At 37.1% G+C, this 26,309-nt stretch carries 24 protein-coding genes; 14 read left to right on the forward strand and 10 right to left on the reverse strand.

Translation table 11 applies throughout. The features are described from left to right. Positions 1 to 22: 22 nt before the first annotated feature. Positions 23 to 1,141, forward strand: a complete 1,119-nt coding sequence (locus ACTIEI_RS00985; RefSeq protein WP_439504406.1) for a pseudouridine synthase — start codon at positions 23 to 25, stop codon at positions 1,139 to 1,141. Beyond that, on the forward strand, positions 1,138 to 1,848 hold the full coding sequence (locus tag ACTIEI_RS00990) for an RluA family pseudouridine synthase (protein WP_439504407.1): 711 nt from the start codon (positions 1,138 to 1,140) through the stop codon (positions 1,846 to 1,848). Before ACTIEI_RS00985 ends, ACTIEI_RS00990 begins: the two co-directional genes overlap by 4 nt. Positions 1,849 to 1,850: 2 nt before the next feature. Here the strand turns inward: ACTIEI_RS00990 and ACTIEI_RS00995 are convergent, their stop codons facing one another. From ACTIEI_RS00995 to ACTIEI_RS01025, 7 genes are all read right to left on the reverse strand, one after another. After that, a complete protein-coding gene (locus ACTIEI_RS00995; RefSeq protein ID WP_439504408.1) occupies positions 1,851 to 3,122 on the reverse strand; it encodes an amidohydrolase family protein in 1,272 nt (423 codons plus the stop codon). Between the two features lie 32 nt (positions 3,123 to 3,154). Then, a complete protein-coding gene (locus ACTIEI_RS01000) occupies positions 3,155 to 3,790 on the reverse strand; it encodes a peroxiredoxin (protein WP_439504409.1) in 636 nt (211 codons plus the stop codon). 58 nt (positions 3,791 to 3,848) lie between these two features. After that, the gene (gene dinB / locus ACTIEI_RS01005; protein WP_439504410.1) at positions 3,849 to 5,030 is read right to left on the reverse strand and encodes a DNA polymerase IV; all 1,182 of its coding nucleotides are present in this window, start codon (positions 5,028 to 5,030) and stop codon (positions 3,849 to 3,851) included. 37 nt (positions 5,031 to 5,067) lie between these two features. Further along, on the reverse strand, positions 5,068 to 5,592 hold the full coding sequence (gene rimM / locus ACTIEI_RS01010; RefSeq protein ID WP_439504411.1) for a ribosome maturation factor RimM: 525 nt from the start codon (positions 5,590 to 5,592) through the stop codon (positions 5,068 to 5,070). Between the two features lie 81 nt (positions 5,593 to 5,673). Then, positions 5,674 to 6,147, reverse strand: a complete 474-nt coding sequence (rpsP, locus tag ACTIEI_RS01015) for a 30S ribosomal protein S16 (RefSeq protein ID WP_439504412.1) — start codon at positions 6,145 to 6,147, stop codon at positions 5,674 to 5,676. 94 nt (positions 6,148 to 6,241) lie between these two features. Further along, on the reverse strand, positions 6,242 to 7,564 hold the full coding sequence (gene ffh, locus ACTIEI_RS01020; RefSeq protein WP_439504413.1) for a signal recognition particle protein: 1,323 nt from the start codon (positions 7,562 to 7,564) through the stop codon (positions 6,242 to 6,244). Between the two features lie 83 nt (positions 7,565 to 7,647). Further along, positions 7,648 to 8,514, reverse strand: a complete 867-nt coding sequence (locus ACTIEI_RS01025; protein WP_439504414.1) for a sigma-70 family RNA polymerase sigma factor — start codon at positions 8,512 to 8,514, stop codon at positions 7,648 to 7,650. Between the two features lie 230 nt (positions 8,515 to 8,744). Here ACTIEI_RS01025 and ACTIEI_RS01030 point away from each other — a divergent pair, with 230 nt between their 5' ends. Further along, entirely contained in the window at positions 8,745 to 9,128 is a 384-nt protein-coding gene (locus ACTIEI_RS01030; RefSeq protein ID WP_439504415.1) for an START-like domain-containing protein, read from the forward strand. Here the strand turns inward: ACTIEI_RS01030 and ACTIEI_RS01035 are convergent. Further along, complete coding sequence (locus tag ACTIEI_RS01035; protein ID WP_439504416.1) at positions 9,125 to 9,742, reverse strand: hypothetical protein; 618 nt, start codon at positions 9,740 to 9,742, stop codon at positions 9,125 to 9,127. The genes ACTIEI_RS01030 and ACTIEI_RS01035 overlap by 4 nt on opposite strands. Before the next feature lie 22 nt (positions 9,743 to 9,764). On the opposite strand from ACTIEI_RS01035, the gene ACTIEI_RS01040 reads away from it, so the two are divergent. The 3 genes from ACTIEI_RS01040 to ACTIEI_RS01050 are packed head-to-tail and all read left to right on the forward strand — an operon-like array spanning position 9,765 to position 12,371. Beyond that, positions 9,765 to 11,198, forward strand: coding sequence for an LptF/LptG family permease (locus ACTIEI_RS01040; RefSeq protein ID WP_439504417.1), 1,434 nt, complete (start codon positions 9,765 to 9,767; stop codon positions 11,196 to 11,198). Between the two features lies 1 nt (position 11,199). Next, positions 11,200 to 11,913 (forward strand): superoxide dismutase, encoded by a 714-nt coding sequence (locus tag ACTIEI_RS01045; protein ID WP_439504418.1) that lies wholly within the window; start codon positions 11,200 to 11,202, stop codon positions 11,911 to 11,913. Between the two features lie 47 nt (positions 11,914 to 11,960). Beyond that, positions 11,961 to 12,371, forward strand: coding sequence for an OsmC family protein (locus tag ACTIEI_RS01050; RefSeq protein ID WP_439504419.1), 411 nt, complete (start codon positions 11,961 to 11,963; stop codon positions 12,369 to 12,371). On the opposite strand, the gene ACTIEI_RS01055 is transcribed toward ACTIEI_RS01050, so the two are convergent. Continuing rightward, positions 12,368 to 13,396 (reverse strand): glycosyltransferase family 2 protein, encoded by a 1,029-nt coding sequence (locus ACTIEI_RS01055; protein WP_439504420.1) that lies wholly within the window; start codon positions 13,394 to 13,396, stop codon positions 12,368 to 12,370. The genes ACTIEI_RS01050 and ACTIEI_RS01055 overlap by 4 nt on opposite strands. 88 nt (positions 13,397 to 13,484) lie before the next feature. On the opposite strand from ACTIEI_RS01055, the gene ACTIEI_RS01060 reads away from it, so the two are divergent. The 5 genes from ACTIEI_RS01060 (at position 13,485) to ACTIEI_RS01080 (ending at position 19,306) form a co-directional block, all read left to right on the forward strand. After that, positions 13,485 to 14,480 carry a cation diffusion facilitator family transporter gene (locus ACTIEI_RS01060; protein ID WP_439504421.1) on the forward strand — a complete coding sequence of 332 codons (996 nt, stop codon included), beginning with the start codon at positions 13,485 to 13,487 and terminating at the stop codon, positions 14,478 to 14,480. Between the two features lie 32 nt (positions 14,481 to 14,512). Continuing rightward, positions 14,513 to 15,883, forward strand: a complete 1,371-nt coding sequence (locus tag ACTIEI_RS01065; protein WP_439504422.1) for a dipeptidase — start codon at positions 14,513 to 14,515, stop codon at positions 15,881 to 15,883. A gap of 2 nt (positions 15,884 to 15,885) precedes the next feature. Next, positions 15,886 to 16,272, forward strand: a complete 387-nt coding sequence (locus tag ACTIEI_RS01070) for an RNA-binding S4 domain-containing protein (RefSeq protein ID WP_439504423.1) — start codon at positions 15,886 to 15,888, stop codon at positions 16,270 to 16,272. Positions 16,273 to 16,294: 22 nt separating this feature from the next. Beyond that, a complete protein-coding gene (gene trmD / locus ACTIEI_RS01075) occupies positions 16,295 to 16,978 on the forward strand; it encodes a tRNA (guanosine(37)-N1)-methyltransferase TrmD (protein WP_439504424.1) in 684 nt (227 codons plus the stop codon). 111 nt (positions 16,979 to 17,089) lie between these two features. Continuing rightward, positions 17,090 to 19,306: a DUF5916 domain-containing protein gene (locus tag ACTIEI_RS01080; protein ID WP_439504425.1), complete on the forward strand. Its 2,217-nt coding sequence runs from the start codon at positions 17,090 to 17,092 to the stop codon at positions 19,304 to 19,306. A 5-nt stretch (positions 19,307 to 19,311) separates the two neighbouring features. Here the strand turns inward: ACTIEI_RS01080 and ACTIEI_RS01085 are convergent, their stop codons facing one another. Continuing rightward, positions 19,312 to 22,452 carry a WD40/YVTN/BNR-like repeat-containing protein gene (locus ACTIEI_RS01085; RefSeq protein WP_439504426.1) on the reverse strand — a complete coding sequence of 1,047 codons (3,141 nt, stop codon included), beginning with the start codon at positions 22,450 to 22,452 and terminating at the stop codon, positions 19,312 to 19,314. A gap of 108 nt (positions 22,453 to 22,560) precedes the next feature. On the opposite strand from ACTIEI_RS01085, the gene ACTIEI_RS01090 reads away from it, so the two are divergent. The 3 genes from ACTIEI_RS01090 to upp are packed head-to-tail and all read left to right on the forward strand — an operon-like array spanning position 22,561 to position 26,306. Then, positions 22,561 to 23,892, forward strand: a complete 1,332-nt coding sequence (locus ACTIEI_RS01090) for a PAS domain S-box protein (protein ID WP_439504427.1) — start codon at positions 22,561 to 22,563, stop codon at positions 23,890 to 23,892. Positions 23,893 to 23,924: 32 nt separating this feature from the next. Then, positions 23,925 to 25,622, forward strand: a complete 1,698-nt coding sequence (ade, locus tag ACTIEI_RS01095) for an adenine deaminase (protein ID WP_439504428.1) — start codon at positions 23,925 to 23,927, stop codon at positions 25,620 to 25,622. A gap of 30 nt (positions 25,623 to 25,652) precedes the next feature. Then, the gene (gene upp / locus ACTIEI_RS01100; protein WP_439504429.1) at positions 25,653 to 26,306 is read left to right on the forward strand and encodes a uracil phosphoribosyltransferase; all 654 of its coding nucleotides are present in this window, start codon (positions 25,653 to 25,655) and stop codon (positions 26,304 to 26,306) included. Positions 26,307 to 26,309 lie beyond the last annotated feature (3 nt).

Consider the following 26,309-nt stretch of genomic DNA (forward strand, 5'->3'; position numbering starts at 1 on the left):
TGTAAAACAGCAAATCAACAAAATGCAAAAACGTACAGACAACTTCAGCAAGTTTGCCGAAAAGAAAAAAGGTGCAGCCATTAAAGAAGCCTATCGCCAAGAAAAGAGAAAGAATAAAGCAGATGCAAGAGCAGCTGGTGAAGAAATGAGGGCAAGAAAAAAAGCGAAAGCACGTGGCGAAGAATACATAGATTCCAAAAAAGTTGCGGCGCCACCAAAAGCTGGAAGACCAGCAGCAGCTGGCTCAGCAAAACCTGCAGCAGGTTCATATAAAGCATTTAAAAATGAGAAAGGCGGCAGCACATCCAATAAGGCGGGTAAACCAGCAAAAGCAACTTATCCAGGTAATCCAATGGATGCCGATAAAAAAGAAGCTACCACCAGAGAGTCTTTAATCCCCCTTAATAAATATGTTGCCCATTCAGGTGTTTGTGGAAGAAGGGAAGCAGCAGAATTAGTGAAAGAAGGAAAAGTAACCGTAAATGGCGATAAAATTTTTGAACCTGGTTACAAAGTTTCACAGGCCGATAAAATTTTAGTGAAAGGCAAGCCCATTTTTTTACAAAGAAATTCCGTTTATATTTTATTGAATAAACCCAAAGATTATTTAACCACTGCAAGTGACCCTCAAGGAAGAAAAACAGTGCTTGATTTAATCAAAGGTGCTACACCTGAAAGGGTATATCCTGTGGGAAGATTAGATAGAAATACTACAGGCGTTTTGTTGCTAACCAATGATGGAGAATTGGCGCAAAAGTTGACGCATCCTTCATTTGAAGTAAAGAAAATTTACGAAGTAACATTAGATAAACCTGTTACAAAGAAAGACCTAGATTCCATTGTAAGTGGTATCACTTTAGAAGATGGATTTGTTGCAGCAGATTCAGTAGGATATGCCGATAGCAAGAGTAAGAATGTAGTAGGCATAGAAATTCATAGCGGCAGAAATAGAATTGTACGAAGAATTTTTGAGCATTTAGGTTACGATGTTAAAGCACTAGATCGAGTAATGTTTGCCAACCTTACCAAGAAGAATGTAGAGCGAAGCAAATGGCGTTTTTTAAACGACAAAGAAGTGCGATTGCTAAAGTTCATGAACAAATCTTTTCTTAGAAAAAACAAGACAGAAGCCAACGCATGAGTATTCATATCATAGTAGAAACAGCCGATTTTGTTGCAGTTAACAAACCATCCGGCTTATTAAGTATTCCAGATAGAATGGGTGTAGAAAAGTCGTTAAAAGACTTATTAAAACAACGCTATGGGAATATTTATACAGTCCATCGTTTAGACAGAGATACCAGTGGCATTATCATTTTTGCTAAACACGAGGAATCTCACAAAGCCCTCTCACAACTTTTTGAAAGTAGGGAAATGGAAAAATTTTACCTGGGTTTAGTAAATGGTCAAATGATGAATACCAGTGGAAGCATAGATGCTCCAATAATGGAACACCCAGGTAAAACCACTAAAATGATGACCCATGTAAAAGGGAAACCATCTTTAACCGACTATGAAGTGGTAGAACAATTCAGATTGTTTTCATGGGTGCGTTTTCAAATACATACCGGTAGAACTCATCAAATTAGGGTGCATATGCAGCATATAGGACATAGCATTGTGTGCGATGAAATATATGGAGATGCAAAACCCATTTTGCTTTCTTCTATCAAAAAGAATTTTAAGCTGGCAAAAGTTGCTGAAGAGGAAAAGCCCATTTTATCAAGATTGGCGCTGCATTCTTTTCAATTGAATTTTACTTATAATGAAATTGCTTATCAACTAGAAGCGCCTTTGCCTAAAGATTTGCGAGCACTATTGCAACAATTAAAAAAATGGAAGGGGTAAATTTATTGTTTAAAAACTTTGCCTCCTTTCATTACAAATTGTACCCTGCCCATACTACTTACATCTTGTTGCGGATTACCATCCACCGCAATGATATCGGCCATTTTGCCTTTTTCAATACTACCGATTGAATCATCGCCTAATAAGTCAGCCGCATTTACGGTAGCACATTTAATGGCTTCTAAAATAGGCATACCAACTTCGGTCATATATTGAAATTCTAGCCAATTTTTCCCATGTGCATACACACCAGCATCTGTACCAAAAGCAATTTTAACACCTCGTTTATAGGCTATTGCAAATGTGCCTTGAATAAAATTTCCAATCACTAAAGCTTTGGCTTTTACAATATCTGGATAGTAGCCAGGCTTTTTTGCAGAATCTGCCGTAGACTTACCAGCTACAATAGTTGGAACCAAATAGGTTCCTTTTTCTTTCATTAAGTCCATGACTTCTTCAGTCATATAACTTCCATGTTCTATTGAATGAACTCCACCTAACACAGCTCTTTTCATACCTTCAGCACCATGCGCATGAGCAGCAACTTTAAATCCATAATCATTTGCCGTTTGAACAATCGCTTTTATTTCATCGATACTAAATTGTGCTCCACTCCCGTCTTTAGCCATGCTTAATACACCGCCAGTTGCTGTAATTTTTATTAGGTCTGCTCCATCTTTGTAACGCTGACGAACTGCTTTTGCCGCGTCTTCTACACTGTTCACCACTCCTTCTCTAGGACCAGGATCACCCATTAGGTCTTTTCTATAGTTATTGGTGGGATCAGCATGTCCGCCAGTAGAAGCCAAAGACTTACCTGCAGTATAAACGCGAGGGCCAACAATCCATCCTTTATTGATGGCATTACGTAATGCAATATTGACATTGGTACCTCCTAAATCTCTAACGGCAGTGAATCCACTCATCAAGGTTTTTTCTGCAAACATGACCGATTGAAATGCATAGTCTGCTGGGTTAAACGTAAACCCATTTAAATAACTAGCTGGGCCGGTTTCCGATTCTAAATGTACATGCATATCAATTAAACCGGGCATCACGGTTAACTTCTTTAAATCTATCACAGTGCTACCAGCTGTTGCAGCAGTATACCCTTTTTGCACTTCAACAATTTTATTTCCTTCCACAACGATGGTCATTGCAGACAGTTGAGTAGACGTTTTTACATCAATTAATTGACCGCAATGAATGAGTGTTCGTTGTGCAATTACAGAATTGCCGATTAATAAAATTGCCGCCAAAAAGTATTTACGCATAAAAGGATTTTCAGTAAGATAACCAATTTTGGTTATTTATTGGGCTGAGGAGTATAACGCAAATAAGGTTTAACTACAGTTACTCCTTTGGGGAATCGTTGAATAGCATCAGCTGTACTCACAGCAGGCACTACAATCACATCCTCTCCTTCTTTCCAATCTGCTGGAGTAGCAACACTATATTGCGCGGTTAGCTGCAAAGAATCAATTACCCGCAATACTTCATTAAAGTTTCTTCCAGTAGAAGCGGGATAAGTAATCATTAATTTCACTTTTTTGTCTGGCCCTATAATAAACAAAGAACGAACAGTAAAAGTTTCTGAGGCATTGGGATGAATCATATCATAAGCATGAGCAATGCTTCTATCTTCATCTGCAATGATGGGAAAATCAACCTGCGTGTGTTGGGTTTCATTGATGTCTCCAATCCATCCTGCATGTTTTTCTAAACTATCTACACTTAATGCCAACACTTTTACATTGCGTTTTTCAAATGCATCTTTTAAAGCAGCAGTTCTTCCTAACTCAGTTGTGCAAACAGGTGTATAGTCGGCTGGATGAGAAAACAAAACACCCCAACTGTTTCCCAAGTATTCATAAAAATCTATTGGACCTATACTGGTTTCTGCAGCAAAATTGGGAGCGATATCGCCAAGTCTTAAAGCCATAGTAATTCATTTAAGTTGCTAATATAGTAATTTCCTACCAAAGTAGTAGACTAATAAATTATCCTTTAGCTGAACCATCCTTTTCAGGAGATCTTACCGATCTGGCTTTTTGTAAAGCAGATTTACCAAACTTATTTTTAACGGCATCAATGGCTTTATATAAACTACCTTTTTTATCAGATTCATCAAACAAAGAGCCTTGTAATACATGAGAAGTAAGTTCAGATAAACGAACACCTAATAATCGAATAGGCTGGCCTTTTTGGTAAAGTTTATGAAACAAATCTATTGCAACAGGTATGAGTTCGTCATCGCGTAATGTGTAACTGATGGAAGCTTGTTTTGAAGTAGTATCAAAATTGGGATAACGTATTTTAACAGCAATACAACCCGCTAACTTACCATCTTGTCTTAATTCATAGGCCACTTTTTCGGTCATTCTTACTAGCTCACTCAATAAAAATCCTTCATCGGTTTTATTTTCTTCAAATGTGTTTTCAGTAGAAATAGATTTTGATTCATGATATGGCTGAACAACTCCATCATGTAATCCCTGAGATTTTTTCCAAAGATCTGCCCCTGATTTTCCTAGCACTTTTTCTAATAAGGCAATGGGAGTATTGCTCAATTGTTCTATCGTATAGATGCCCATTTGATTGAGCTTAGCATGCATCGAATCGCCAACACCAGAAAACTTATTGACGGGTAAAGGAGCCAAGAAAGCTTTTTCCATTCCAGGCTGTACAAATAAATAACCATTGGGCTTTGCTTCATCTGTAGCAATTTTTGCAACCATCTTATTGCTAGCCAATCCAAATGAAATAGGCAATCCTGTGGTCTCCGTTATTTCATTTCGCAAATCAATGGTCCATTTATATGGATCAAAAAATTTATCCATCCCTGTCAGATCAATAAAAAATTCATCAATAGATGCTTTTTCAAACAAGGGCGCTTTGGCGGCAATAATATTTGTCACCCATCTAGAATACCTGCTGTATTCTCCTCGTGTACCTCTCACTAAAATAGCATGTGGACAAAGCTTCATCGCTGTTTTCATGGGCATAGCACTTCTAACGCCAAATTTGCGTGCTTCATAACTACAAGTAGTTACCACACCCCTATCAGCACTGCCGCCCACTATAACTGCTTTCCCTTTTAAAGTAGGATCATTTAACATTTCTACACTCACAAAAAAAGAGTCAAGATCTAAGTGAGCAATATATCGTTGAGGAGAGTGCATGGTCTATACCAATATCGTACTTTGAACTGATAGTCTGTTATAATCCCCTGTAAATATCTAACAACCCATCAGGTAAAGTAACATATACTTTTTTTGCAACCCGGTCTATCTTATCTAATGTTTCTGCATGCAGTGGTATTAATGCCTCATTTCCTTCTAAAGTAACGCGCAACAATACTTGATGGGGTTGTTCAATAACTTCTTCAATAGGGCCTAAATTTTCCTCCTCATCTGTGATTACTTCATAGCCCAATAAGGAGATGGGTGCATCTTTACCAGCAAGCTTTCTAAAGTCTGCATCTAATAACCAAACTGGTTTTGCGGTAAATCTTGCTGCAGCTTCCTTACTATAAATACCTTCTAACTTAAGGAAAGTTTCTTCCGCGTCTTTTGCTTTCGCAGTTTCTACAAAATAAGGAATATAAGAACCTTTTGTCTCCTCCACAAAAATGGCAGAAGCTTCTTTTAAATTGGTTTTTTTACCTAATGAATGTTTTAAAATCAATTCGCCCTTTACTCCAAAAACGGCTACTAATTTCCCAATATGAATATAATCCTTCATGCACGCAAGTTACTAATGAATAAGGATAAAGAAAAAGGGCCCGGAAAACCGGACCCTCTTACAGATGTATGAATCATACAATTAAGCTTCTGCAGGAGCTGATTCTTCAGCTGGAGCAGCAGACTCTTCTTGCTTTTCTTCTACTTTCTTAACTACAGGAACATAAGCTCTTTTAGCACTTTGCTTGCTTTTGTGTTCACTGTTTCTGCGAGCGTTATTTTCCTCATGGGTAGCATGCCACTCTTGGAATTTAGTCATTGCAGTTGCATCATCAAACAGTCCTAATTTAACACCGCGTAATAAGTGTTTTAGGTACAATACTCCTTTGAAAGAAAGGATTCTGCGAACAGTGTCTGTTGGCTGAGCACCTTTGTTAAGCCACTCTAAAGCTTTTTGACGATCTAATTGAATGCTTGCAGGAACTGTTAACGGATTGTAAGTACCAATTTTTTGGATAAACTTACCATCTCTTGGTGCACGAGCATCAGCTACTACTATAAAGTAGAAAGGACGCTTTTTACTTCCGTGTCTTTGAAGTCTCATTTTTACTGCCATGTTAAATAGAAATTTAAAGGCGTTATTAAATAGGGTTAATTCCGGTTGAAACCGGGAGCGCAAAACTACATCATTCTAGATAAATTTCCAAAGATTAACGTTTCATGCCTGGGAAACGCCCCCCCATTGGCATATTATTCATCATTTTCATCATTTGTTTCATTTGTTCAAACTGTTTCATGAATGCGTTCACTTCCGTTAAATCTTTTCCAGCACCTTTAGCAATTCTGGCACGTCTGGATGGAGTAAGGCTGTCGGGGTTGGCGCGCTCGAAAGGGGTCATTGAACTAATCATGGCTTCAATCCCCTTAAAGGCATCGTCTTTTATGTCTATATCTTTTACCGCTTTACCTACCCCTGGAATCATACCCATCAAGTCTTTTAGGTTACCCATTTTCTTAATCTGCTGTAATTGGTCTAAAAAATCTTGAAAATCAAATTGATTTTTACGAATTTTCTTTTCCAATTTTTTTGCTTCAGCTTCATTAAATTGAGCCTGCGCTTTTTCTACCAAAGTGGTAATATCCCCCATCCCCAAAATTCGTTGTGCCATCCTCTCCGGATAAAACACATCCAAGGTTTCCATTTTCTCTCCACTGCTGACAAACTTGATTGGCTTATCTACCGTGTATTTAATAGAAAGGGCCGCACCACCTCTAGTATCCCCATCTAATTTGGTTAAAACTACTCCTGTAAAATCTAAGCGATCATTGAATGCTTTAGCCGTATTTACTGCATCCTGTCCCGTCATCGAGTCTACTACAAATAATATTTCTGAAGGATTAACAGCCGCCTTAATATTAGCTACTTCATTCATCATTACCTCGTCAATGGCCAAACGACCAGCAGTATCTATGATGACCACGTTCTTATTGGTTGCCTTTGCTTCTTTGATGGCGTTTAATGCAATGGCTACTGCATCTTTATTCTCCCGTTCGCTGTAAATACTTACCCCAATTTGTTCAGCCAATACCGTTAACTGATCTATAGCCGCAGGTCTATAAATATCTGCAGCTACTACCATTGGACTTTTGCCCTTTTTGGTCTTTAGATAATTGGCTAATTTACCTGTGAAAGTGGTTTTACCACTACCCTGTAAACCGGCAATTAAAATGACAGCAGGTCGGCCTTCTATTTCAAAAACAGCTTCTTGGCCACCCATTAATTCAGTCAGTTCATCCTGAACAATTTTCACCATTAACTGCCCTGGACTTATGGCATTCAGCACTTTTGCACCTACTGCTTTGTCTTTTACTTTATCTGTAAATTCTTTGGCAATTTTAAAGTTGACATCGGCGTCTAATAAAGCCCTACGGATATCTTTCACCGTATTGGCAATATTGAGTTCATTAATTCTTGCTTCCCCCTTGAGGTTCTTAAACGCCGACTCTAGTTTTTCTGATAAATTCTGAAACATGATTACCCACTTATTGATGAACGAGGTGCAAATATACTAGCTTGTGGAATTTGCGCGCATTCCTTATTTTCATATTATAAAATTTATCCTAAATAATAACGCAGTTGTCTGGCTCTGTTTGCAGAACGTAATTTGTTGATGGCTTTGTCTTTGATTTGTCTCACGCGCTCTCTAGTAAGATTAAATCGAGTACCTATATCTTCTAAACTGAGTGCTTGATCTACCCCAATTCCAAAGAAAAAGCAAAGCACTTTTTTTTGTCTATCAGTTAATGTACCTAAACTCCTTTCAATTTCAACATGAAGGGATTCATGGTATGCTAATTTTTCATCTGTTTTTGCTTCGTTGGTATTTTCTAATAAGTCAATTAAACTAATATCTTCCCCTTCAGCAATGGGCGAATCCATGCTTACATGCTTAAATCCTGCTTTCATTGTTGCTGTAACATCTTCAAGAGGCATTTCTAATAAATCGGCAATTTCCTGTGGTGTTGGCTCCCTTTCATATTCCTGTTCTAACTGTTGATATGCTTTGCTTATCTTATTGGATAAACCAACTTTATTGAGGGGCAATCTCACTATTCTACTTTGCTCAGCTAAGGATTGAAGAATACTTTGCCTAATCCACCAAACTGCATAGGAAATAAACCTGAATCCTTTGGTTTCATCAAAACGCATAGCGGCTTTGATCAACCCTAAATTACCCTCATTAATTAAATCAGGCAAGGTTAGCCCTTGATTCTGGTACTGTTTTGCCACTGATACCACAAATCGAAGATTTGCTTTTACTAAACGATCAAGTGACTTGGTATCACCCTCTCTAATTTTAAGGGCTAAACGAACTTCCTCCTCTGGTTCAATCAAATCAACTTTACCAATTTCTTGTAAATACTTTTCTAGACTTTGCGACTCACGATTGGTGATCGACTTGGTTATTTTGAGTTGGCGCATACCCATAACAACTAGATTAAGTTTGGTAAATAATGAACTTACCTAATTTAACATTTTCCTCAGTTTTTTAAAAATAATTTGATAACAATTTGATAACAAAGCATTTAGGCAATAAATAGTTCTTTTATACAAACTTTTATACGGGTAATTTTTGAATTTTGTAAAAAAACATTTGGGTAATAGGTATTATTTAATATCATTGCACCTACCTAGATGGTAAAAGAGAAATAATGAGTAAGAAGCAACTATTTACATTAGAATTTCCGGTAAGATGTTCTCCCGTTATATTGTATGAGTTTTTGGCGTCTCCTGCAGGCTTGCAGGAATGGTTTGCCGACAAAGTGGATGAGTGGGAAAATGTCTATAGTTTTTCATGGGACGGTGGTGTTCCTGAAAAAGCGGAAGTGTTGGATAAAGAAGAAAATAAATTCATTCGATTCCGTTGGTTACACAGCGATAAGAACGAATATTTTGAGTTTAAAATTGAAAAAACGGAGATTTCTAATCAAACCGTTTTAGTGATTAAAGATTTCGCTGAAAAGAGTGAGATTAAAGACCAAAGCCAACTTTGGGGCTACCAAACCAAAGAACTATTCCACAGATTAGGTTCTTAATAATCTGTTAGAATCGATAGCATTTTTTTAAAATTGCTTATCATAAAGTTTTCTATATCATCCCATTCTTCGAGTGGGATTTTTTTTGCCAATTTTAAAAAAGGTAATAATGTTACACTGTACCCATTCCAATCTTGTATAGAAGCATAATTATCTTTTTCAAAATGATGCTGCCATGGATCATTTGCCACACTAAAAAACCAGTCTTTGGTTTCAAAGCCATATTTGCCATAGAGTTGAAAATAACGGTCTATAGACGGTCCGTATTGAGCCAAAAATTTTCCCTTTAAAATCAAATGAATGCTGCAATGGTTGCCCCACCAGAAAAAGGTCCTAATGGCAAAAATATCTGTTTCAGTAAAATACCTAGGAAAATCTAACATTACATAGGGCAGCATTTGATATTGTTCCCCTTTTGAGATCTTTGGAGAAATGGCAAAAACCGGATTTTCAGCAAAATCATCTTGAAGCATATAGGCATCCCTATATTCATTGGCCAGTGAACCAAATAGTTCATAAACCTTCTGAATAATATGGTTCTTTGTTAAAATCCAATCGGCATTACTAACCAATTCCAGTTCCTTTGGCGAAAGTGTTACTTTTGCAGCGCTCATATAGCAATATTAAGCCAGCATCGTGATAAAAAAACTAGATATACTAATAATTCGATCTTTTATAGGTCCATTCATAGCTGCATTTGCTATTTCATTATTTGTGTTGACTATGCAGTTCTTTTGGTTATATATTGATGACTTAGTAGGAAAGGGACTAGACTTAGTTACCGTTTTAAAATTAGTGGGATTGGTGGCATTATTTTGGGTCCCCATGGCTTTACCTCTCGCCTTGTTGTTTTCGTCTATTATGACATTTGGAAACCTGGGTGAAAAGTTTGAATTAGTGGCCATAAAAGCAGCGGGGATTTCGCTAACTCGTTTTATGCGTCCACTACTTATTTTTACCTTTTTTGTTTGTGGAATTGCATTCTTATTTGCTAATAATATTATTCCAGTTACGCAATTGAAATTGTCGGCACTTAAGTATGATATCATCGTTTCTAAACCATCTATTGATATTAAAGAAGGGGTTTTTTACGATAAAATAGATGGGTTTATTATTAAACTTGGTAAAAAAGAGAAAAATGATAGCATCATTCATGATGTAGTCATTTTTGAAAAAGGATTTTATTTACAAGATAATATTATGGTAGCCAAGAGTGGCGTCATGCGTGTATCGAAAGACAAACAATTTTTAGAATTTATTTTAAAAGATGGCTGGAGATATCAAGAGAAAGGGCCAAGGGGGGTAGTAGAAACAGAGTTTACTCGAATGGGATTTAAGGAATATAAAAAGGTATTTGACTTAAAGAGTTTTCAAATGAATAAAACAGAAGACTCTGCATTTTATGACCCAAAAATGTTAAGTATTCGTCAGTTAAATTCGGCAATAGATTCTTTAGACCATATTGATACTTTTTACGCTAAAAAAGCAAAGCTCGAAATTAGCCCATACTTACGCTTCAGTAGATATTCAGATACTGGCTGGGTAAAGATTTTAAAACCTTTACCAAAAGTGAAACCATCCAAACTATTACCAGATAGTTTAAATGTGCAAATCATTGATGCTGCTGCTAATCAATTAGCAACTGTAAAAGGGTCAGTTAGCGTAATGGCCGAAGATTATAAAACAAAATATTTATCCATGCAATTGCATGAAATAGAATGGCACAAAAAATTCACTTTATCTGTTGCTTGTTTAGTCATGTTTTTAATAGGTGCACCACTAGGATCAATTATTAGAAAAGGGGGATTGGGGACGCCGATGGTTTTTGCGATAGTGTTTTTTGTATTATTTCATTTACTGAATACGTTTGGAGAAAAATTTGTTCGCTCAGGACAGACGAATGCCTTAATTGGAATGTGGCTTAGCACTTTTATTTTAGTTCCTATAAGTGCCTTTTTAATTTACAAAGCCATGCACGATTCACAGCTTTTTAACCAAGAATTCTACTATCGAAATTTTAAAGGGCTGCGTAAATTTTTGGCTACCTTTAAAAAATCAAAAACAAAGTAACATGCACAAGTACAATAGACGATTGTTCTTAAAGAACAGTAGCAAAGCAACTCTCGCGGCAGGTATTGGCATGAGTATTTTACCCAAACTGGCATCAGCTGCCAACAATAACCCTTATCAACAACAACCGTTACCTTATGCATACAATGCATTAGAACCCTTTATTGATGCTATTACAATGGAAATCCATTATAGTAAACATGCAGCTAGTTATGCAAAAAATTTAGCAGATGCCTGTTTAGCTGAAAAAGTAAATACAGCTGAGATTTCATTGGAAACATTAATGCAAAATATCAGTAATTATTCTGTAAAAATGCGCAATAATGGGGGTGGTCACTACAATCATGAATTTTTTTGGAAATGCATGAAGCCCGGAACAAGCAGTATGCCATCTGGAAAAATATTGTCTTTAATCAATCAATCATTTGGTTCATTTGAAGCTTTTAAAACACAGTTTTCCGATGCTGCAAAAAATAGGTTTGGCAGTGGCTGGGCCTGGTTAATACAGTCTTCAGACGGAATATTAAAATGCGGGTCAACGGCCAATCAAGACAATCCATTAATGGACATATCAACTTTAAAAGGAAAACCATTATTAGCCTTGGATGTTTGGGAACACGCTTATTATTTAAAATACCAGAATAAACGTCCTGACTATATTAATAATTGGTTCAATTTAGTGGATTGGAATTTTGTAGCAACCCAATTACAATAGGCTGTTTTGAATAATAAAATTGATTTGAAAAAAATTAAAAAGAATATATGAAAGTAAGTTTAAGTTGGAAAGAGGCTTTGGCATTTGATGCATCCGGTGAAGATGGTCATGTAGTAAGAATTGATACCAGTAAAGAAAATGGCGGATTAGATAGTGGCATGAATCCTAAGCGTTTATTACTTGCATCACTATGTGGTTGCAGCGCAATCGATGTAATTGAAATTTTAAATAAAATGAAAGTGACTTTTAGCAAATTAGAAGTTACCGCTGAAGCTGATCAAACAGAAGATCATCCAAAAACATTTACGCATATTGATTTAGTTTATCACTGTGATATAAACCCAGAAGACGAAGACAAACTCAAACGTGCTGTTTCATTATCTATGGATAAATATTGTGGTATTTCTGCAATGTTAGCAAAACATTGTCCTATTAATTATAGCACAGTTTTGATTTAAGAAACCTTTTCAATCCATTTGCGAATTGATTTATAACCTATCAAGTATTTAAAAAAAAGTAGTAGTGCATATTTAAGCGATACCCAATTGATATCTAAAACCAATGCACCCCAAGCTTGCTTCAAAGCAGCTCCTGTATCATTGAGTTCATGGTATACTTTATGTGATAATTGCGCAAAATGTTGAGAGAAGTACTTTTTAGATTTTGCGTTTACCTCATCTCTTATTTCTAATGGAAGGTACGCACGAATGATTCCAATAATCTTAGTAACATCTTCAATATTCCTACCAGACTTAAGCGCTTCAGAGTGTAGGGCCTTTCCATGAATTCTAAAGTTGGCCAGGACTTTTGGCACATAAGCCAACTCGGCATGAGCAGCTATTCTAACGGTCATTTCCCAGAACTCACCATGCTCAGCACCAAAATAGCTTCCTAACTTTTCATACGTGCTGCGCTTAATTACCATAGCAGAAATTTCTGCATTTTGTTTTAATGCAATCGTTCTTACCCAATTTTTCAAAAGACCTCTTTCACTCGCCAAAGGTTGGTGTTTCCAAATGGGTGTTCCTCTTTCGTTGATATATTGAAACTCTGTGAAAGCAGCCCCAACTCTTGGAAACTCATTAAATAAAGCTGAGATTTCATCATAAAATCCTGGTAATACATAATTATCACCATATAAAATATGGATGTATTTCCCTCTCGATAGTTTTATGCTGGTTTCTAAATTTCTTAACTTACCAACTTTGCTAGGCTGTCTAAAATATCCAATTCTTCCTTTTCCAATATCTTTTACTAGTTGCTCAACATCGCCATCCACACTTGCGTCATCTACTACCATCAATTGCATTACCCCTAATCCTTGGTCCATTTCAAGAACAGACAACAAAGTTGTATTCAAAAAAGAATAGGTATTGTCAACAACAATCATCACCGACCATATTGGTTGGTCTGTTACATCATGAAGCGGTGATATAAGCGGTGGCCTCGATGGGATTCGCTCTCTTTGTTCTGGTTTACGCATTTCGGGGGTTAGGTTTCCAAATAAAATACCCAAATTTGAATGTTAAAAATAATGGAATTTTAAATAATACCCACTAAATAAAGCTTTTATGTATGAAAGTAAACAGAATTTTCTAGTCCAAAAGTGGGTAACTGCACTAAGTGTAGTATTGTTTATCCTCAAAATAACCGCTTATTATCTAACCACTTCATTGGCCATTTTATCAGATGCCTTAGAAAGCATAGTGAATATAGTGGCTGGTTTTATAGGCTTATATAGCTTGTACGTTGCAGCAAAACCTAGAGACGATGATCACCCCTATGGTCACGGAAAGGCAGAATTTATTTCGGCAGCAGCAGAGGGAAGTTTAATTATTGCAGCTGGAATACTAATCATCTATGAAACCATTTCAACTATTTTATCCAAACACGCTGTTCAGCAATTAGATCATGGAATGTGGCTGATAGGTGTAACTGCTGTATTGAATTATTTGGCAGGCGCTTATTGCATTAGAATCGGCAGGAAAAATAATTCATTAGCGCTTGAAAGCAGTGGAAAGCATTTGCAAATAGACACTTATTCAACATTGGGTATTTTAATTGCTATTGTATTAATGTATTTAACTAAGCTTTATTGGATAGACAAAGTAATTGCATTGGCCTTGAGTGGATGGATTATGTATAATGGATATAGCATTTTACGTAAATCATTGGCAGGCATCATGGATGAAGCCGATGAAGAAATATTAAAGAAATTCATTCAAGTCTTAAATGTATCCAAAAAACCCAATTGGATTGATCTCCACAACCTTAGGGTAATCAAATATGGCGATTTACTTCATATAGACTGTCATTTAACGCTTCCCTGGTTTTTGAACATTCATGAAGCGCATCATGAAATTGACGAATTATCAAATTTAATCAAAACCAATTTTGGGGATTCAATTGAACTATTTGTACATACAGATGGTTGTTTAGATTTTAGTTGTGCAATCTGCACCAAAGATGATTGTTCCGTTCGGGTGCAGCCATTTAAAGAGCAACTAAATTGGAACTTAAATAATATAGTTTCTAATCAAAAACACCGTATTGCCAAGCAAGGCTAAAATGGTAACTTGCAGGCTCAAATTTTTATAAAATGGATAGCTGGAAACAATACCAAGAAGAGCACAAATCGGAATTTTTAGAAGAACTAATCGACCTACTAAAAATACCCAGCATTAGTGCCCGGTCTGAAAATAAAGCAGATATGCTGCGTTGTGCAGAAGTTGTAAAACAAAGATTAGCAGAAGCTGGAGCAGATACGGTAACGATTTATCCAACTGCAGGGCACCCTATTGTGTATGCAGAAAAAATAATTGACCCAAACAAACCAACCGTTTTAGTATACGGCCATTATGATGTTCAACCTGCCGACCCATTAGAACTTTGGCATAGCGGGCCATTTGAACCCGTTATTAAAGAAGGAAAGATTTATGCTAGAGGATCAGCAGACGATAAGGGACAGTTTTATATGCATGTAAAAGCATTGGAAACTTTTTCTAAAACCAATTCTTTTTATACCAATATCAAATTTTTAATAGAAGGAGAAGAAGAAATTGGCAGTCCTAATTTAGCGGAGTTTGTTAAGGCGAATAAGGAGCTTTTAAAGGCTGATGTAATATTAATCTCAGACACATCTATGTTAAGCATGGAAAATCCCTCTATTGATATTGGTGTAAGAGGACTAAGTTACATTGAACTAGAAATTACTGCTGCCAATAGAGATTTACATAGCGGTGTTTATGGCGGAGCTGTAGCCAACCCTATTACCATATTAGCACAAATGATTGCTTCTTGTCACGATGAAAATAATCATATTACTATCCCTGGTTTTTATGATGATGTAATAGCGGCAACACCTGCTGAAAGAGAAAAAATGGCCAAAGCACCATTTGACGAACTAGCGTATAAAGCAGATTTAGGGATTAACGAATTATGGGGGGAAAAGGGTTACACAACAAATGAAAGAACTGGCATTCGTCCAACATTAGAAGTGAATGGTATTTGGGGAGGTTATACAGGAGAAGGTGCAAAAACAGTATTACCCTCAAAGGCTTCAGCAAAGATTTCTTGCAGATTAGTACCCAATCAATCATCAGAAGTGATTACTAAAAAAGTTTTGGATTATTTCCAAAGTATTGCACCTGCTGGCGTTTCTGTTAAAGCAACTGAGCACCATGGAGGAGAGCCATACATGACACCAATCGATTCCATTGAATATAAAGCTGCAGCAAAAGCAGTAGAAACCTGTTTTGGAAAAGAACCTATCCCTGTTAGAGGCGGCGGAAGCATTCCAATTTGTGCTTTATTTGAAAAGGAATTAGGTTTAAAAATTGTCTTTTTAGGATTCGGATTAGATAGCGACAACCTGCACAGTCCTAACGAAAAATACAATTTAGAAAACTATTACAAAGGCATTGAGACTATTCCATACTTCCATCGCTTTTTTGCAGAAATGAAAGCATAATTATGGCCGCTGAAAAAGAGAAACTTCGGATTGATAAATACTTATGGAGTATCAGGCTTTTTAAAACAAGAAGTCAGGCAGGAGACGCATGCAGCAAAGGGAAAGTTAAATACAATGGAGACTCTGTCAAATCATCTAGAGTAGTTGCTATTGGGGATGAATATGAAGTGAAGACAGAAGCCAAAAAATGGGTAATTAAAGTAACTGGATTATTACATTCTAGAGCAGCTTATCCAGAAGCTATTAAACACTATATAGACATTACTCCTGCAGAAGAGTTAGATAGAATCAAATTTGAAGCTTCAAGTTTTCATACTGGTAAACGTTTAAGTAAAGTAGGGAGGCCTACTAAAAGGGATCGAAGAGATTTGGAAGAATTCATGGATTAAATTTTGATATTAAAACTTAAATATGATGACTATTGATATAATCACAGTGGTGCCTGCCTTATTGGATGGCCCCTTTAGTCATAGCATCATGAAAAGGGCACAAGACAAGGGATTGCTTACGGTTCGTACGCATAATCTTCGAAAATGGGCCATCAATAAACACGCACAGGTAGACGATTATCCTTTCGGCGGAGGTGCAGGTATGGTATTAATGTGCGAGCCATTGGCCAATGCAATTGAAGAATTACAACAAACTACTACTTACGATGCTATCATTTATATGACTCCAGATGGTAAAACATTTGACCAACCGATGGCCAATCAACTATCAATGTTGCAAAATCTATTAATTATTTGTGGGCATTATAAAGGAATTGATCAAAGAATCAGGGACCAGTTTGTAACAATGGAAATTTCTATTGGAGACTATGTATTAAGCGGTGGAGAATTGGCTGCAGCAGTGGTTGTTGATGCAATCGGAAGGCTAATTCCAGGTGTTCTAAGTGATGAAACCTCTGCCTTAACCGATTCTTTTCAAGACAATCTATTAGCCCCACCAGTATATACCCGTCCAGCTGATTTTAGAGGGATGAAAGTTCCCGAAATATTACTACAAGGTGACCCCAAAAAAGTAGAAGACTGGCGTTTTGAGCAATCTTTGGAAAGGACAAAAACAAGAAGACCAGATCTTTTTAAGGAAGATTGAGTTTTCGTTTATCCGTTCATTCTGCCATTAAGCAAATTATTAAGGCTTACTTGTATAATTTAAATCAAATTTGCGTTGGCTAAAACTGTTCCTTACAAGGCCATGTAGTTTATGAGAGTATTTATATTAATGTGTTTAAGTGTTTTATATTTCCAATCTTTTGGGCAATTAAGGAATGGAGAAACTTTCCAAAAGGATTATCAAATCAAGATCGCTAAAACCAATAGTCCAATTAAAGTTGACGGTATTTTTGATGAAGAAGTTTGGAGTAGAGCACAAAAAGTGAGTTCGTTTTGGGAGAAATATCCCGACGACAAAAAAAAGGCTAAACATTCAACCGTTGTTCAAACAGCTTATGATGATAAATTTTTGTATGTAGCTTATACAGCATACGATTCAGGTAAAGTATTTATACAAAGTCTTAAAAGAGATATTGGCCACGATGGGAACGATTGTGTAGCACTCGTACTTGATCCAGTAAATACCCGTAACAATGGCTTTTTCTTTGTTGTAAATGCTTATAATGCGCAAAGTGAAGACCAATTAATATCTGGTGGAGATGGGGTTTCATTCAGTTGGGATCAAACCTGGTTTTCTGAAACAAAAAGATATGGCGATCGTTGGACTGCTGAAATGGCTATCCCTTTTAAATCAATTCGTTATCCAGCTGATAAAAAATTATGGGGTATTAATTTTGTTAGAGTAGACACAAAAACCAATGAATATTCTACTTGGACCAATGTGCCAGTAAATTTTGCCTCACATGATGTTGGTTACACTGGTGCCTTGGTATGGGAGGATGCTCCACCAAAGCCAGGAGCCAATACTGTATTTGTGCCTTTTGTAACTACAGAAGTAACTGAAAATAGATTCAATGGAGATCCAATAAATGCCAAACCCAATACAGGTTTTGACGCAAAAATAGGGCTCACATCATCCCTTAACTTAGATCTTACGGTAAACCCCGATTTTTCTCAAATTGAAGTAGATAGACAGGTAACCAACTTAACTCGATTCAATATCTTCTTTCCTGAAAGAAGAACCTTCTTCTTAGAAAATGCCGATTTGTTTTCAAGCTATGGTATTGACCCAATCAGACCGTTTTATTCTAGAAGAATTGGGTTAGATAAAAACGGAAATAAAATACCCATTCTTTTTGGAGCTCGTGTTACTGGAAATATTGCCAAGAAAACACGTATTGGTTTCATGAATATGCAAACAGGCAGACAGGGTGACTATGCTCCAGAAAATTACACCGCTTTGTCTGTTGATCAGCGTGTATTTAATCGTTCAGTCATAAAGGGGTATTTCTTGAATCGAGCCAATTTCATGACTGATGCAGAGAAAGCGGCAAATCCCTTAGATGCTTTTAGTAGAAATGCAGGTATAGAATATAATTATTCAGATTTAGAAGGAAAATGGGGGGCATGGGCTACATATCATCAGTCGTTTAAACCAGGAATTAAAAAAGATAATGCCTACTATAGTATGGGTATGTCTTACAATAGTCGAAATTTTGGATTTGTTCAAGACCTTACCAATTTAGGAACAAACTATTATGCAGATATGGGCTTCATTGAAAGAATAGAAAACTATGATGCAGCCAGAGACACCTTAGTAAGAGTCGGATTTAAACATTCTTACACCAGTGCAGAGTATAAAATTATTCCTACAAAAGGGAAATTAATCGGAATTAGATTTGAGTTAGAAAACTATATCGTCTTTAACCAAGATAATAGTTTTAATGAACGCAATACCAGTTTTAGTAACAGTATAGAATTCAGAAATACTTCAAGATTTAGTTATGGAATTAACGATTCAGAAGTAGACTTACTATTCCCCATATCATTTACCGGTGCAACCCCATTGCCAATAAATAAGTACAGATACCAAAACTTGGAAGTGAATTATCGGTCCGATTTTAGAAGACCATTTAGTTTCAGGGTAAGTGGAGGAACAGGGGGATTTTATAACGGAACCAATCGAAGTTTATCTGCTGGCATTACCTTTAGGAAACTTCCGAATACCAATTTAGACCTCAATTTTCAATACAATAAATTAGAATTTCCCGACCCCTATGGGTCTACGGAATTATTCTTGATTTCACAAAGAACTGAAATCAATTTTTCTACCAAAGTTTTCTGGACTACTTTTTTTCAATACAATACGCAACGAAACAATATTAATATCAATAGCAGATTGCAGTATCGATTTAAACCAATGAGCGATCTGTTTCTAGTTTATACAGACAATTATTTTACATCGCCTTTATTTAAAAGTAGAAACAGAGCGCTCGTGTTCAAGTTGAACTATTGGTTTAATTTATAAATAATTTATTTAACGCCAATCACAGGAACCTGTTTGTCGTTGATCATTTTATTTAACTGCCTAATATCGATGTCCATGATTTTGCTAAGCTTGATTAATTGTTCATTTGCCTGACCACCTAATTCTGCAAATGCTTCGCGTACTTGTTTGCTAGGAGCATTTTGCCCACTCGACGCCACTCCATACAAACCGGCAATTTTATCATTCAATCGAATAGGGAAGTTTAACACATCTTGACCACTTTTCGCTTTTGTTTGATATAACGCTTCTTCAATAGCAGTTAATTGTTTGCTGATGCTGTCTGCATATTGCTTTAGCTCCTTATTAGCCTTAGCATCAATTCTTGTGGTTAAATCACTTATTTGTGTTCTTACTGTACGAATATTTTTAATCGCTTTTTGTACCTCATTAAATTTATCACGAACAGATAATAAGAAAGATACTTGTTCATCATAATCTGCTTCTGTTGCGGAATATACTGGATTAGGCTTAATAACAAAACTGATTTCTGTTGAGTCATTACCATATTTCAGTTTTGCAGTGTATTTACCTGGAGCAGCTTTAGCATAGCCAATACCTCCGTTCCATAAAATCATACCATCAGCTCTTTCTGCAGGCGGATAGTTTTGATCCCACACAAATTGATTTACTCCTTCACTAATTTCAATTTGATCTTCCGCTGTTTTTGTAAAGCTGCTGAAGGTTTTAATTGGTTTACCTTTTTTGTCCATTATGGTAATGGATAATTTTGAACTATCTGTTACACCCTTCAAATAAAAGTTAATTACAGTCCCCTGTGGAGGATTAGCACCTGCATTGGGTTCTGTTGCCGCAGCACCACGCCTTCTTCTTCCGCCACCTTCAGTTCTATAACTATCATTTACTGGAAATACATGTAAACTTTTTTCTAAGATAACAGCATTTTTTTGTTGTACAATCGTCAAATCATCAATCACCCAGAAAGAACGACCCTGCGTTGCAACAATTAGGTCATTGTCTTTTAAAGCTATATCGGTGATGGGCACAATAGGAAGATTTAACTGAAATGGTTTCCAGCTTAAACCATCATTGTAACTAATATACATGCCAAATTCGGTACCAGTATATAATAAACCTTGTACCTTTCTATCAGCTCTAATTGCACGAGTAAAATGCATATTATTAATACCAGTAGTTATTTTTGTCCAGGTTTTACCATAGTCAGTGGTTTTGAATAAATAAGGTGTGTAGTCATCCAACTTATATTTTGTTCCTGCAAAAAATGCAGTTCCCTTTCTAAAAGGATCTGTTTCAATACAATTCCACATCATCCATTTTCCAGCTTCTGGCGGGGTAACATTAGTCCAATTTTTACCTCCATCCATACTAACATGAATCAGTCCATCATCACTTCCCGTCCAAAGAACATCTTTTTCTAATGCAGATTCTGTTGCCGCAAAAATGGTTGAATAATACTCTACAGAGGTATTGTCTTTGGTAATAGGTCCACCACTAGGACCTTGTTTTGATTTATCGTTGGTTGTTAAATCAGGACTAATCATTTGCCAACTTTGTCCTTCATTTTCTGTTACAAATAAATGGTTGCCTGCAGTATATAATCTTTTAGGATTATGCGGTGAAAAGAAAATAGGAAAATTCCATTGGAAACGGTATTTCAATACATCAGCACCAGCACCCATTGGATTATCAGGCCAAACATTGATGGCTCTATTTTCTCCAGTACGATGATCGAGTCTTGATAAATATCCACCATAGTTTCCTCCATAAACAATCTCTGGATTCAAAGGATCTGCAACCACATGACCACTTTCTGAACCTGCTGTTACATCCCAATCTCTAGAAGTAATTCCAGCACCATTGGTTCTACTTTTAATACGTACAGTAGAATTGTCTTGCTGAGCACCTAAGATTCTATATGGAACAGAATTGTCAGTAGTTACGCGATAGTATTGACCAGTAGGTTGATTGTCCATCGTGCTCCAATTGTTTCCCCCATCAAAACTCACTTGCGCACCACCATCATCTGCAACAATCATTCGTTTTCCATCTTCTGGATCTATCCACAAATCGTGGTGATCTCCATGCGGCGTATTGATGGATTGAAAGGTTCTACCACCATCTGTACTCTTCATGAAGTTTACATTAGGACAGTAAACCAAATTTTCATTTTTGGGATCAACATATACTTTAGTATAATACCAAGCTCGTTGACGAATATTATTATCATTACTAGTTAATGACCAAGTTTCACCGGCATCTTCGCTCTTATATAAACCACCATTGCTGTTTTCAATGATTGCGTAAACTTTTTCTGGATTAGACGGAGCTACAGCCACACCCACAATACCCCATAAGCCCTTCGGCATTCCTTTTTTATTAATCAATGGAACCCATGTTTCTCCACCATCGGTGCTCTTATATAAACCACTTCCTTCACCACCACTCTCCATACTATACGGTGTTCTAATCACTCTCCACATTCCTGCATAAAAAACATCAGGATTACCAGGCTCCATTACTAAATCAGAAGCACCTGTTTGGTTATTGATGTATAAAGTTCTTTTCCAAGTTTTTCCACCGTCTGTTGTTTTATACACCCCCCTTTCTTCATTGGGTCCAAATAAATGTCCCATCACAGCAGCCCAAACTGTGTTTGGATCACGTGGATGAACCACTAAACGAATAATATGTCTTCCATCATTTAGTCCAATATTTTTCCAAGTTCTTCCAGCATCTGAACTACGCCATACACCGCCTAAACCCTCGGCTACATTGCCTCTCATGGTATTCTCTCCTTCTCCCGCATACACAACAGATTCATCACTTGGCGCAACAGCCACTGCACCCATAGTACCACCGAAATATTTGTCTGAAATATTCTTCCAGTTACTGCCACCATCAGTGGTTTTCCAAACACCACCACCAGTTGCACCGAAATAAAAGGTAGTTCTGTTTTTGTAACTACCCGCAACCGCAGCGCTTCTTCCACCTCTATAAGGTCCGATGGAGCGGTATTTTACTTTAGATAGTAATTGATCAGACTGATCGTCTTTCGGCGGAGCAACTTGTTTTACTCGTTCTTTTTTTTGTGCGTCTACTAATGTTGCTGTAAACAACATAAGCATGATTAAGAATATTTTTCTCATATCGAAATATATTTTTTTAAAACCACAATGTTTAGCAAGTAATTTACGGTATATTTAAATATGCACAATCATCGGTCAACATAATTCAATAATCGGCAAATGCACCAAATGGGACAAATAGAAGCAGAAGAGTTCGTTAAACTCTCCAAGCATTTGCCTGATATGATCTATCAGTTTGTTCGACGTCCCGATGGTTCCTACTGTCTTCCTATTGCTTCTATTGGGATAAAAAATATATTTGATTGTGACCCAGAAGATGTTCGCGAAAGCTTTGATCCTATCGTCAAAGTAATCCATCCAGAGGACCTGCCAAAAATGGTTGAAACAATAGAATATGCTTCCCAGCATTTAACAGAGTTTATTTTAGAATATAGGGTATGCTTACCAGGAAAGCCTATTCAATGGATCTATTCTAGATCAACCCCTGAAAAATTGCCAGACGGTTCAATTGCTGCGTATGGTTTTACAGCTAATATTACGGAGCAAAAAATTGCCCTTGAAAAAATAGAAAAACTGGCACAAAAACAGGAAGCGATTTTAAAGGCCATTCCTTTCCTCGTTTTCGAAATAGGAGCAGATAAAGTTATTTATGATTTTCATTCTCAGTCATCAGATATGCTATATTCATCCCCTGAATCGTTTTTAGGAAAGGGATACCATGAAATATTACCTAAAGAAGCAGCAGTGGTTATAGACATTGCGCTAGAAGAAACCTTACAAAAAGGATATTCAAATGGACTACAATATCAATTAGATGTGCCGCAAGGAAAGAGTTGGTTTGAATTAACCTTAACACCGATTAAACATAAATCTGTTGAAGACGAACGATTTATGATGGTAGCAAGAGATATTACAGAAAAAAAGTTAGAGAATGATCAATTATTAAGGCTCTCACACGCAGTTGAACAGAGTACTTCGAGCATTGTGATTACCAATTTAGATGGCGACCTAATTTATGTAAACCAGCAATTCTTAGCTATAACAGGGTATACAGAAGAAGAAGTGATTGGACATAATCCCAGAATTCTTAATTCGGGATATACCAAAAAAGAAGATTACAAAGCAATGTGGAACACCATCAAATCTGGGGGCACCTGGCGTGGTGAATTTTTAAATAGAAAGAAAAACGGCACCACGTTTTGGGAAGATGTAATCATATCACCTGTAAAAGACGATGAAGGTAGAATCATTAATTTCCTGGCTATAAAAACAGATATTACCAAACAAAAAAAGACAGATGAAAAACTAAGAAAAATAGTTTGGAACCAAAGTCATCAGGTACGTGGCCCATTAACAGATATTTTAGGAATATTGAATATCCTAAAAATGAATATTAGTGAAGAGGAAAAAATTACTTTAATGGAACAATTAGAAATTGCTGCCAAACAATTAGACCAGGTAATTCATAAAGTAATTGACGAAACCAAAAAGCCTGTTTAAAAATATTCCCATTTGTTAAGCTATATTAGCTTATGAAATTTACCTTAACTGCTCAGCTAGTTGATATTTATCAAAAGCAGATTTATCCTGCAAAAGTTTTTGTTGAAAATAAAATTATTACGCGAATAGAAGCTATTAATTCTGGGGATACCATTACCAAAGGTTTTTTAATGCCTGGTTTTATAGACAGCCATGTACATATTGAAAGCAGCATGCTGATTCCTAGCGAATTTGCGCGAATTGCCGTATTGCATGGAACAGTTGGCACAGTGAGTGATCCACATGAAATTGCCAATGTATGTGGCATGGAGGGCGTACAATTCATGATTAACAATGGCAAGCAAGTTCCTTTCAAATTTAATTTTGGCGCACCCAGTTGTGTACCCGCCACTGTATTTGAAACAGCAGGTGCAGCACTAAATAGTGATGATATTGAAACACTACTTGCCTCAGATGATATTAAGTACTTAAGTGAAATGATGAACTTCCCCGGCGTGCTGCACAATGACCCCGAAGTCATGAAAAAAATTGCAGCAGCACACCGGGCCGGTAAGCCCGTGGATGGGCACGCCCCCGGCCTTACCGGGGCAATGGCCAAACAATATATAGAAGCAGGCATTTCAACCGACCATGAATGCTTTACTTTAGAAGAAGCCGTAGATAAATTATCCTACGGGATGAAAATCATTATACGCGAAGGAAGTGCTGCTAAAAATTTTGAAGCCTTGGCCGAACTGATAGATGACCATCCAAATATGGTTATGCTTTGTAGCGATGATAAACATCCAGATAGTTTAGTGGAAGGGCATATCAATCAATTGTGTGCAAGAGCGGTGGCCAAAAGTTTGGATGTATTTAATGTGTTGAAAGCAGCCTGCATTAATCCAGTAAAACACTATAACTTAAATATAGGAACGCTACGCGTGGGAGACCCCGCTGATTTTATTATTGTAGAAGACTTGACTCATTTCAAGGTATTGCAAACCTATATTGACGGGCAAGCGCTTTTAACTACTGATGAAAAATCAGCTTCATCCGCGCCAACTGCATCAACTGCAACACCCGCAACATCGCGCCAATCACTCATCCAATCCGTTGCAGCAACCCCCATCAATCAGTTTACCTGCGCGCCCGTTAATGAAGTTGATTTAGCGGTACCAATCGCATCCTACCCCAATCAAGATGGACTTATTCCTGTTATTGAAGCATTGGATGGACAACTCATTACGAACAAATTGTATTTGCCCGCAACCGTTATCAATGATTGCTTTGTTAGCAATACCGCTGATGATATATTAAAAATGGTTGTGGTGAATCGATACCATATGGCGCCGGTTGCAAAATCATTTATTAAAAATTTTGGCTTCCGTACCGGCGCCATCGCCTCCACGGTAGCACATGATAGCCACAATATCGTTGCGGTGGGTGCAACCGATGAAGCAATAGCAGCAGCCATCAATGCGGTTATTGCAGCTGAAGGAGGAGTAAGCTGCGTAGATGGCAATAATGAAACTTTAGTACTACCCTTGCCTGTTGCAGGACTAATGAGTACGGAAGATGGATTTGAAGTGGCTAAAAAATATACAGCCATTGATGCCATGGCCAAAAGTTTGGGAAGCCCATTAAGTGCCCCATTTATGACATTGAGTTTTATGGCGCTTTTGGTGATACCCCATTTAAAATTGAGTGATAAAGGAATATTCGACGGAGATCGGTTTGCATTTCTATAAACTCGTATTTTCGCAACTCAATACTATCTAATGGTCATCAATTTAAGTGAGCAGCATAGCCTGCTAAGCAACTGGGTATCTGAGTTAAGAAATGTAGAAGTACAAGGCGACCGCATGCGTTTCAGAAGAAATTTAGAGCGCATTGCAGAAGTAGCTGCATTTGAAATAAGCAAGCAATTGCCTTGGGAAACAAAGGAAATCCCTACCCCATTAGGAATCCATGAAAGTAAGGTATTAGCCGCGCAACCAGTATTGGCCACGATATTAAGGGCTGGATTACCCATGCATACAGGCATGCTGAATTATTTTGATAAAGCCGACAATGCATTTGTTTCAGCATATAGAAAACATCATCGCGATGGTAGTTTCGAAATCAGTATGGAATACATGAGCTGTCCCGATTTGAATAACCGTGTAGTGATTATTTCAGACCCTATGTTGGCAACAGGCGCATCGGTGGTAAAAACCATTCAGCATATGAAAGCTGAGGGAAAGCCAGCATCATTTCACGTGGTAGTGGCCATTGCCTGTTCAGTAGGCATTGAATATTTAGAAAGAGAATGTGGAGATGATATCACCATCTGGTGCGGAGATATAGACGAGGAATTAACTGCAAAATCTTATATCGTTCCAGGTTTAGGCGATGCAGGTGACCTAGCATTTGGCTCAAAGCTGCAAGCATAGTTT

Origin of the sequence: Sediminibacterium sp. (assembly GCF_051860225.1) — a bacterium.
Lineage (GTDB): Bacteria > Bacteroidota > Bacteroidia > Chitinophagales > Chitinophagaceae > Sediminibacterium.

What these genes read in the sequence shown, in the direction of transcription:
- ACTIEI_RS00985 (WP_439504406.1), top strand. Translation starts at nt 23, where the DNA reads ATGCAAAAACGTACAGACAACTTCAGCAAGTTTGCCGAAAAGAAAAAA.
- ACTIEI_RS00990 (WP_439504407.1), top strand. Translation starts at nt 1,138, where the DNA reads ATGAGTATTCATATCATAGTAGAAACAGCCGATTTTGTTGCAGTTAAC.
- ACTIEI_RS00995 (WP_439504408.1), bottom strand. Translation starts at nt 3,122, where the DNA reads ATGCGTAAATACTTTTTGGCGGCAATTTTATTAATCGGCAATTCTGTA.
- ACTIEI_RS01000 (WP_439504409.1), bottom strand. Translation starts at nt 3,790, where the DNA reads ATGGCTTTAAGACTTGGCGATATCGCTCCCAATTTTGCTGCAGAAACC.
- dinB (WP_439504410.1), bottom strand. Translation starts at nt 5,030, where the DNA reads ATGCACTCTCCTCAACGATATATTGCTCACTTAGATCTTGACTCTTTT.
- rimM (WP_439504411.1), bottom strand. Translation starts at nt 5,592, where the DNA reads ATGAAGGATTATATTCATATTGGGAAATTAGTAGCCGTTTTTGGAGTA.
- rpsP (WP_439504412.1), bottom strand. Translation starts at nt 6,147, where the DNA reads ATGGCAGTAAAAATGAGACTTCAAAGACACGGAAGTAAAAAGCGTCCT.
- ffh (WP_439504413.1), bottom strand. Translation starts at nt 7,564, where the DNA reads ATGTTTCAGAATTTATCAGAAAAACTAGAGTCGGCGTTTAAGAACCTC.
- ACTIEI_RS01025 (WP_439504414.1), bottom strand. Translation starts at nt 8,514, where the DNA reads ATGCGCCAACTCAAAATAACCAAGTCGATCACCAATCGTGAGTCGCAA.
- ACTIEI_RS01030 (WP_439504415.1), top strand. Translation starts at nt 8,745, where the DNA reads ATGAGTAAGAAGCAACTATTTACATTAGAATTTCCGGTAAGATGTTCT.
- ACTIEI_RS01035 (WP_439504416.1), bottom strand. Translation starts at nt 9,742, where the DNA reads ATGAGCGCTGCAAAAGTAACACTTTCGCCAAAGGAACTGGAATTGGTT.
- ACTIEI_RS01045 (WP_439504418.1), top strand. Translation starts at nt 11,200, where the DNA reads ATGCACAAGTACAATAGACGATTGTTCTTAAAGAACAGTAGCAAAGCA.
- ACTIEI_RS01050 (WP_439504419.1), top strand. Translation starts at nt 11,961, where the DNA reads ATGAAAGTAAGTTTAAGTTGGAAAGAGGCTTTGGCATTTGATGCATCC.
- ACTIEI_RS01055 (WP_439504420.1), bottom strand. Translation starts at nt 13,396, where the DNA reads ATGCGTAAACCAGAACAAAGAGAGCGAATCCCATCGAGGCCACCGCTT.
- ACTIEI_RS01060 (WP_439504421.1), top strand. Translation starts at nt 13,485, where the DNA reads ATGTATGAAAGTAAACAGAATTTTCTAGTCCAAAAGTGGGTAACTGCA.
- ACTIEI_RS01065 (WP_439504422.1), top strand. Translation starts at nt 14,513, where the DNA reads ATGGATAGCTGGAAACAATACCAAGAAGAGCACAAATCGGAATTTTTA.
- ACTIEI_RS01070 (WP_439504423.1), top strand. Translation starts at nt 15,886, where the DNA reads ATGGCCGCTGAAAAAGAGAAACTTCGGATTGATAAATACTTATGGAGT.
- trmD (WP_439504424.1), top strand. Translation starts at nt 16,295, where the DNA reads ATGATGACTATTGATATAATCACAGTGGTGCCTGCCTTATTGGATGGC.
- ACTIEI_RS01080 (WP_439504425.1), top strand. Translation starts at nt 17,090, where the DNA reads ATGAGAGTATTTATATTAATGTGTTTAAGTGTTTTATATTTCCAATCT.
- ACTIEI_RS01085 (WP_439504426.1), bottom strand. Translation starts at nt 22,452, where the DNA reads ATGAGAAAAATATTCTTAATCATGCTTATGTTGTTTACAGCAACATTA.
- ACTIEI_RS01090 (WP_439504427.1), top strand. Translation starts at nt 22,561, where the DNA reads ATGGGACAAATAGAAGCAGAAGAGTTCGTTAAACTCTCCAAGCATTTG.
- ade (WP_439504428.1), top strand. Translation starts at nt 23,925, where the DNA reads ATGAAATTTACCTTAACTGCTCAGCTAGTTGATATTTATCAAAAGCAG.
- upp (WP_439504429.1), top strand. Translation starts at nt 25,653, where the DNA reads ATGGTCATCAATTTAAGTGAGCAGCATAGCCTGCTAAGCAACTGGGTA.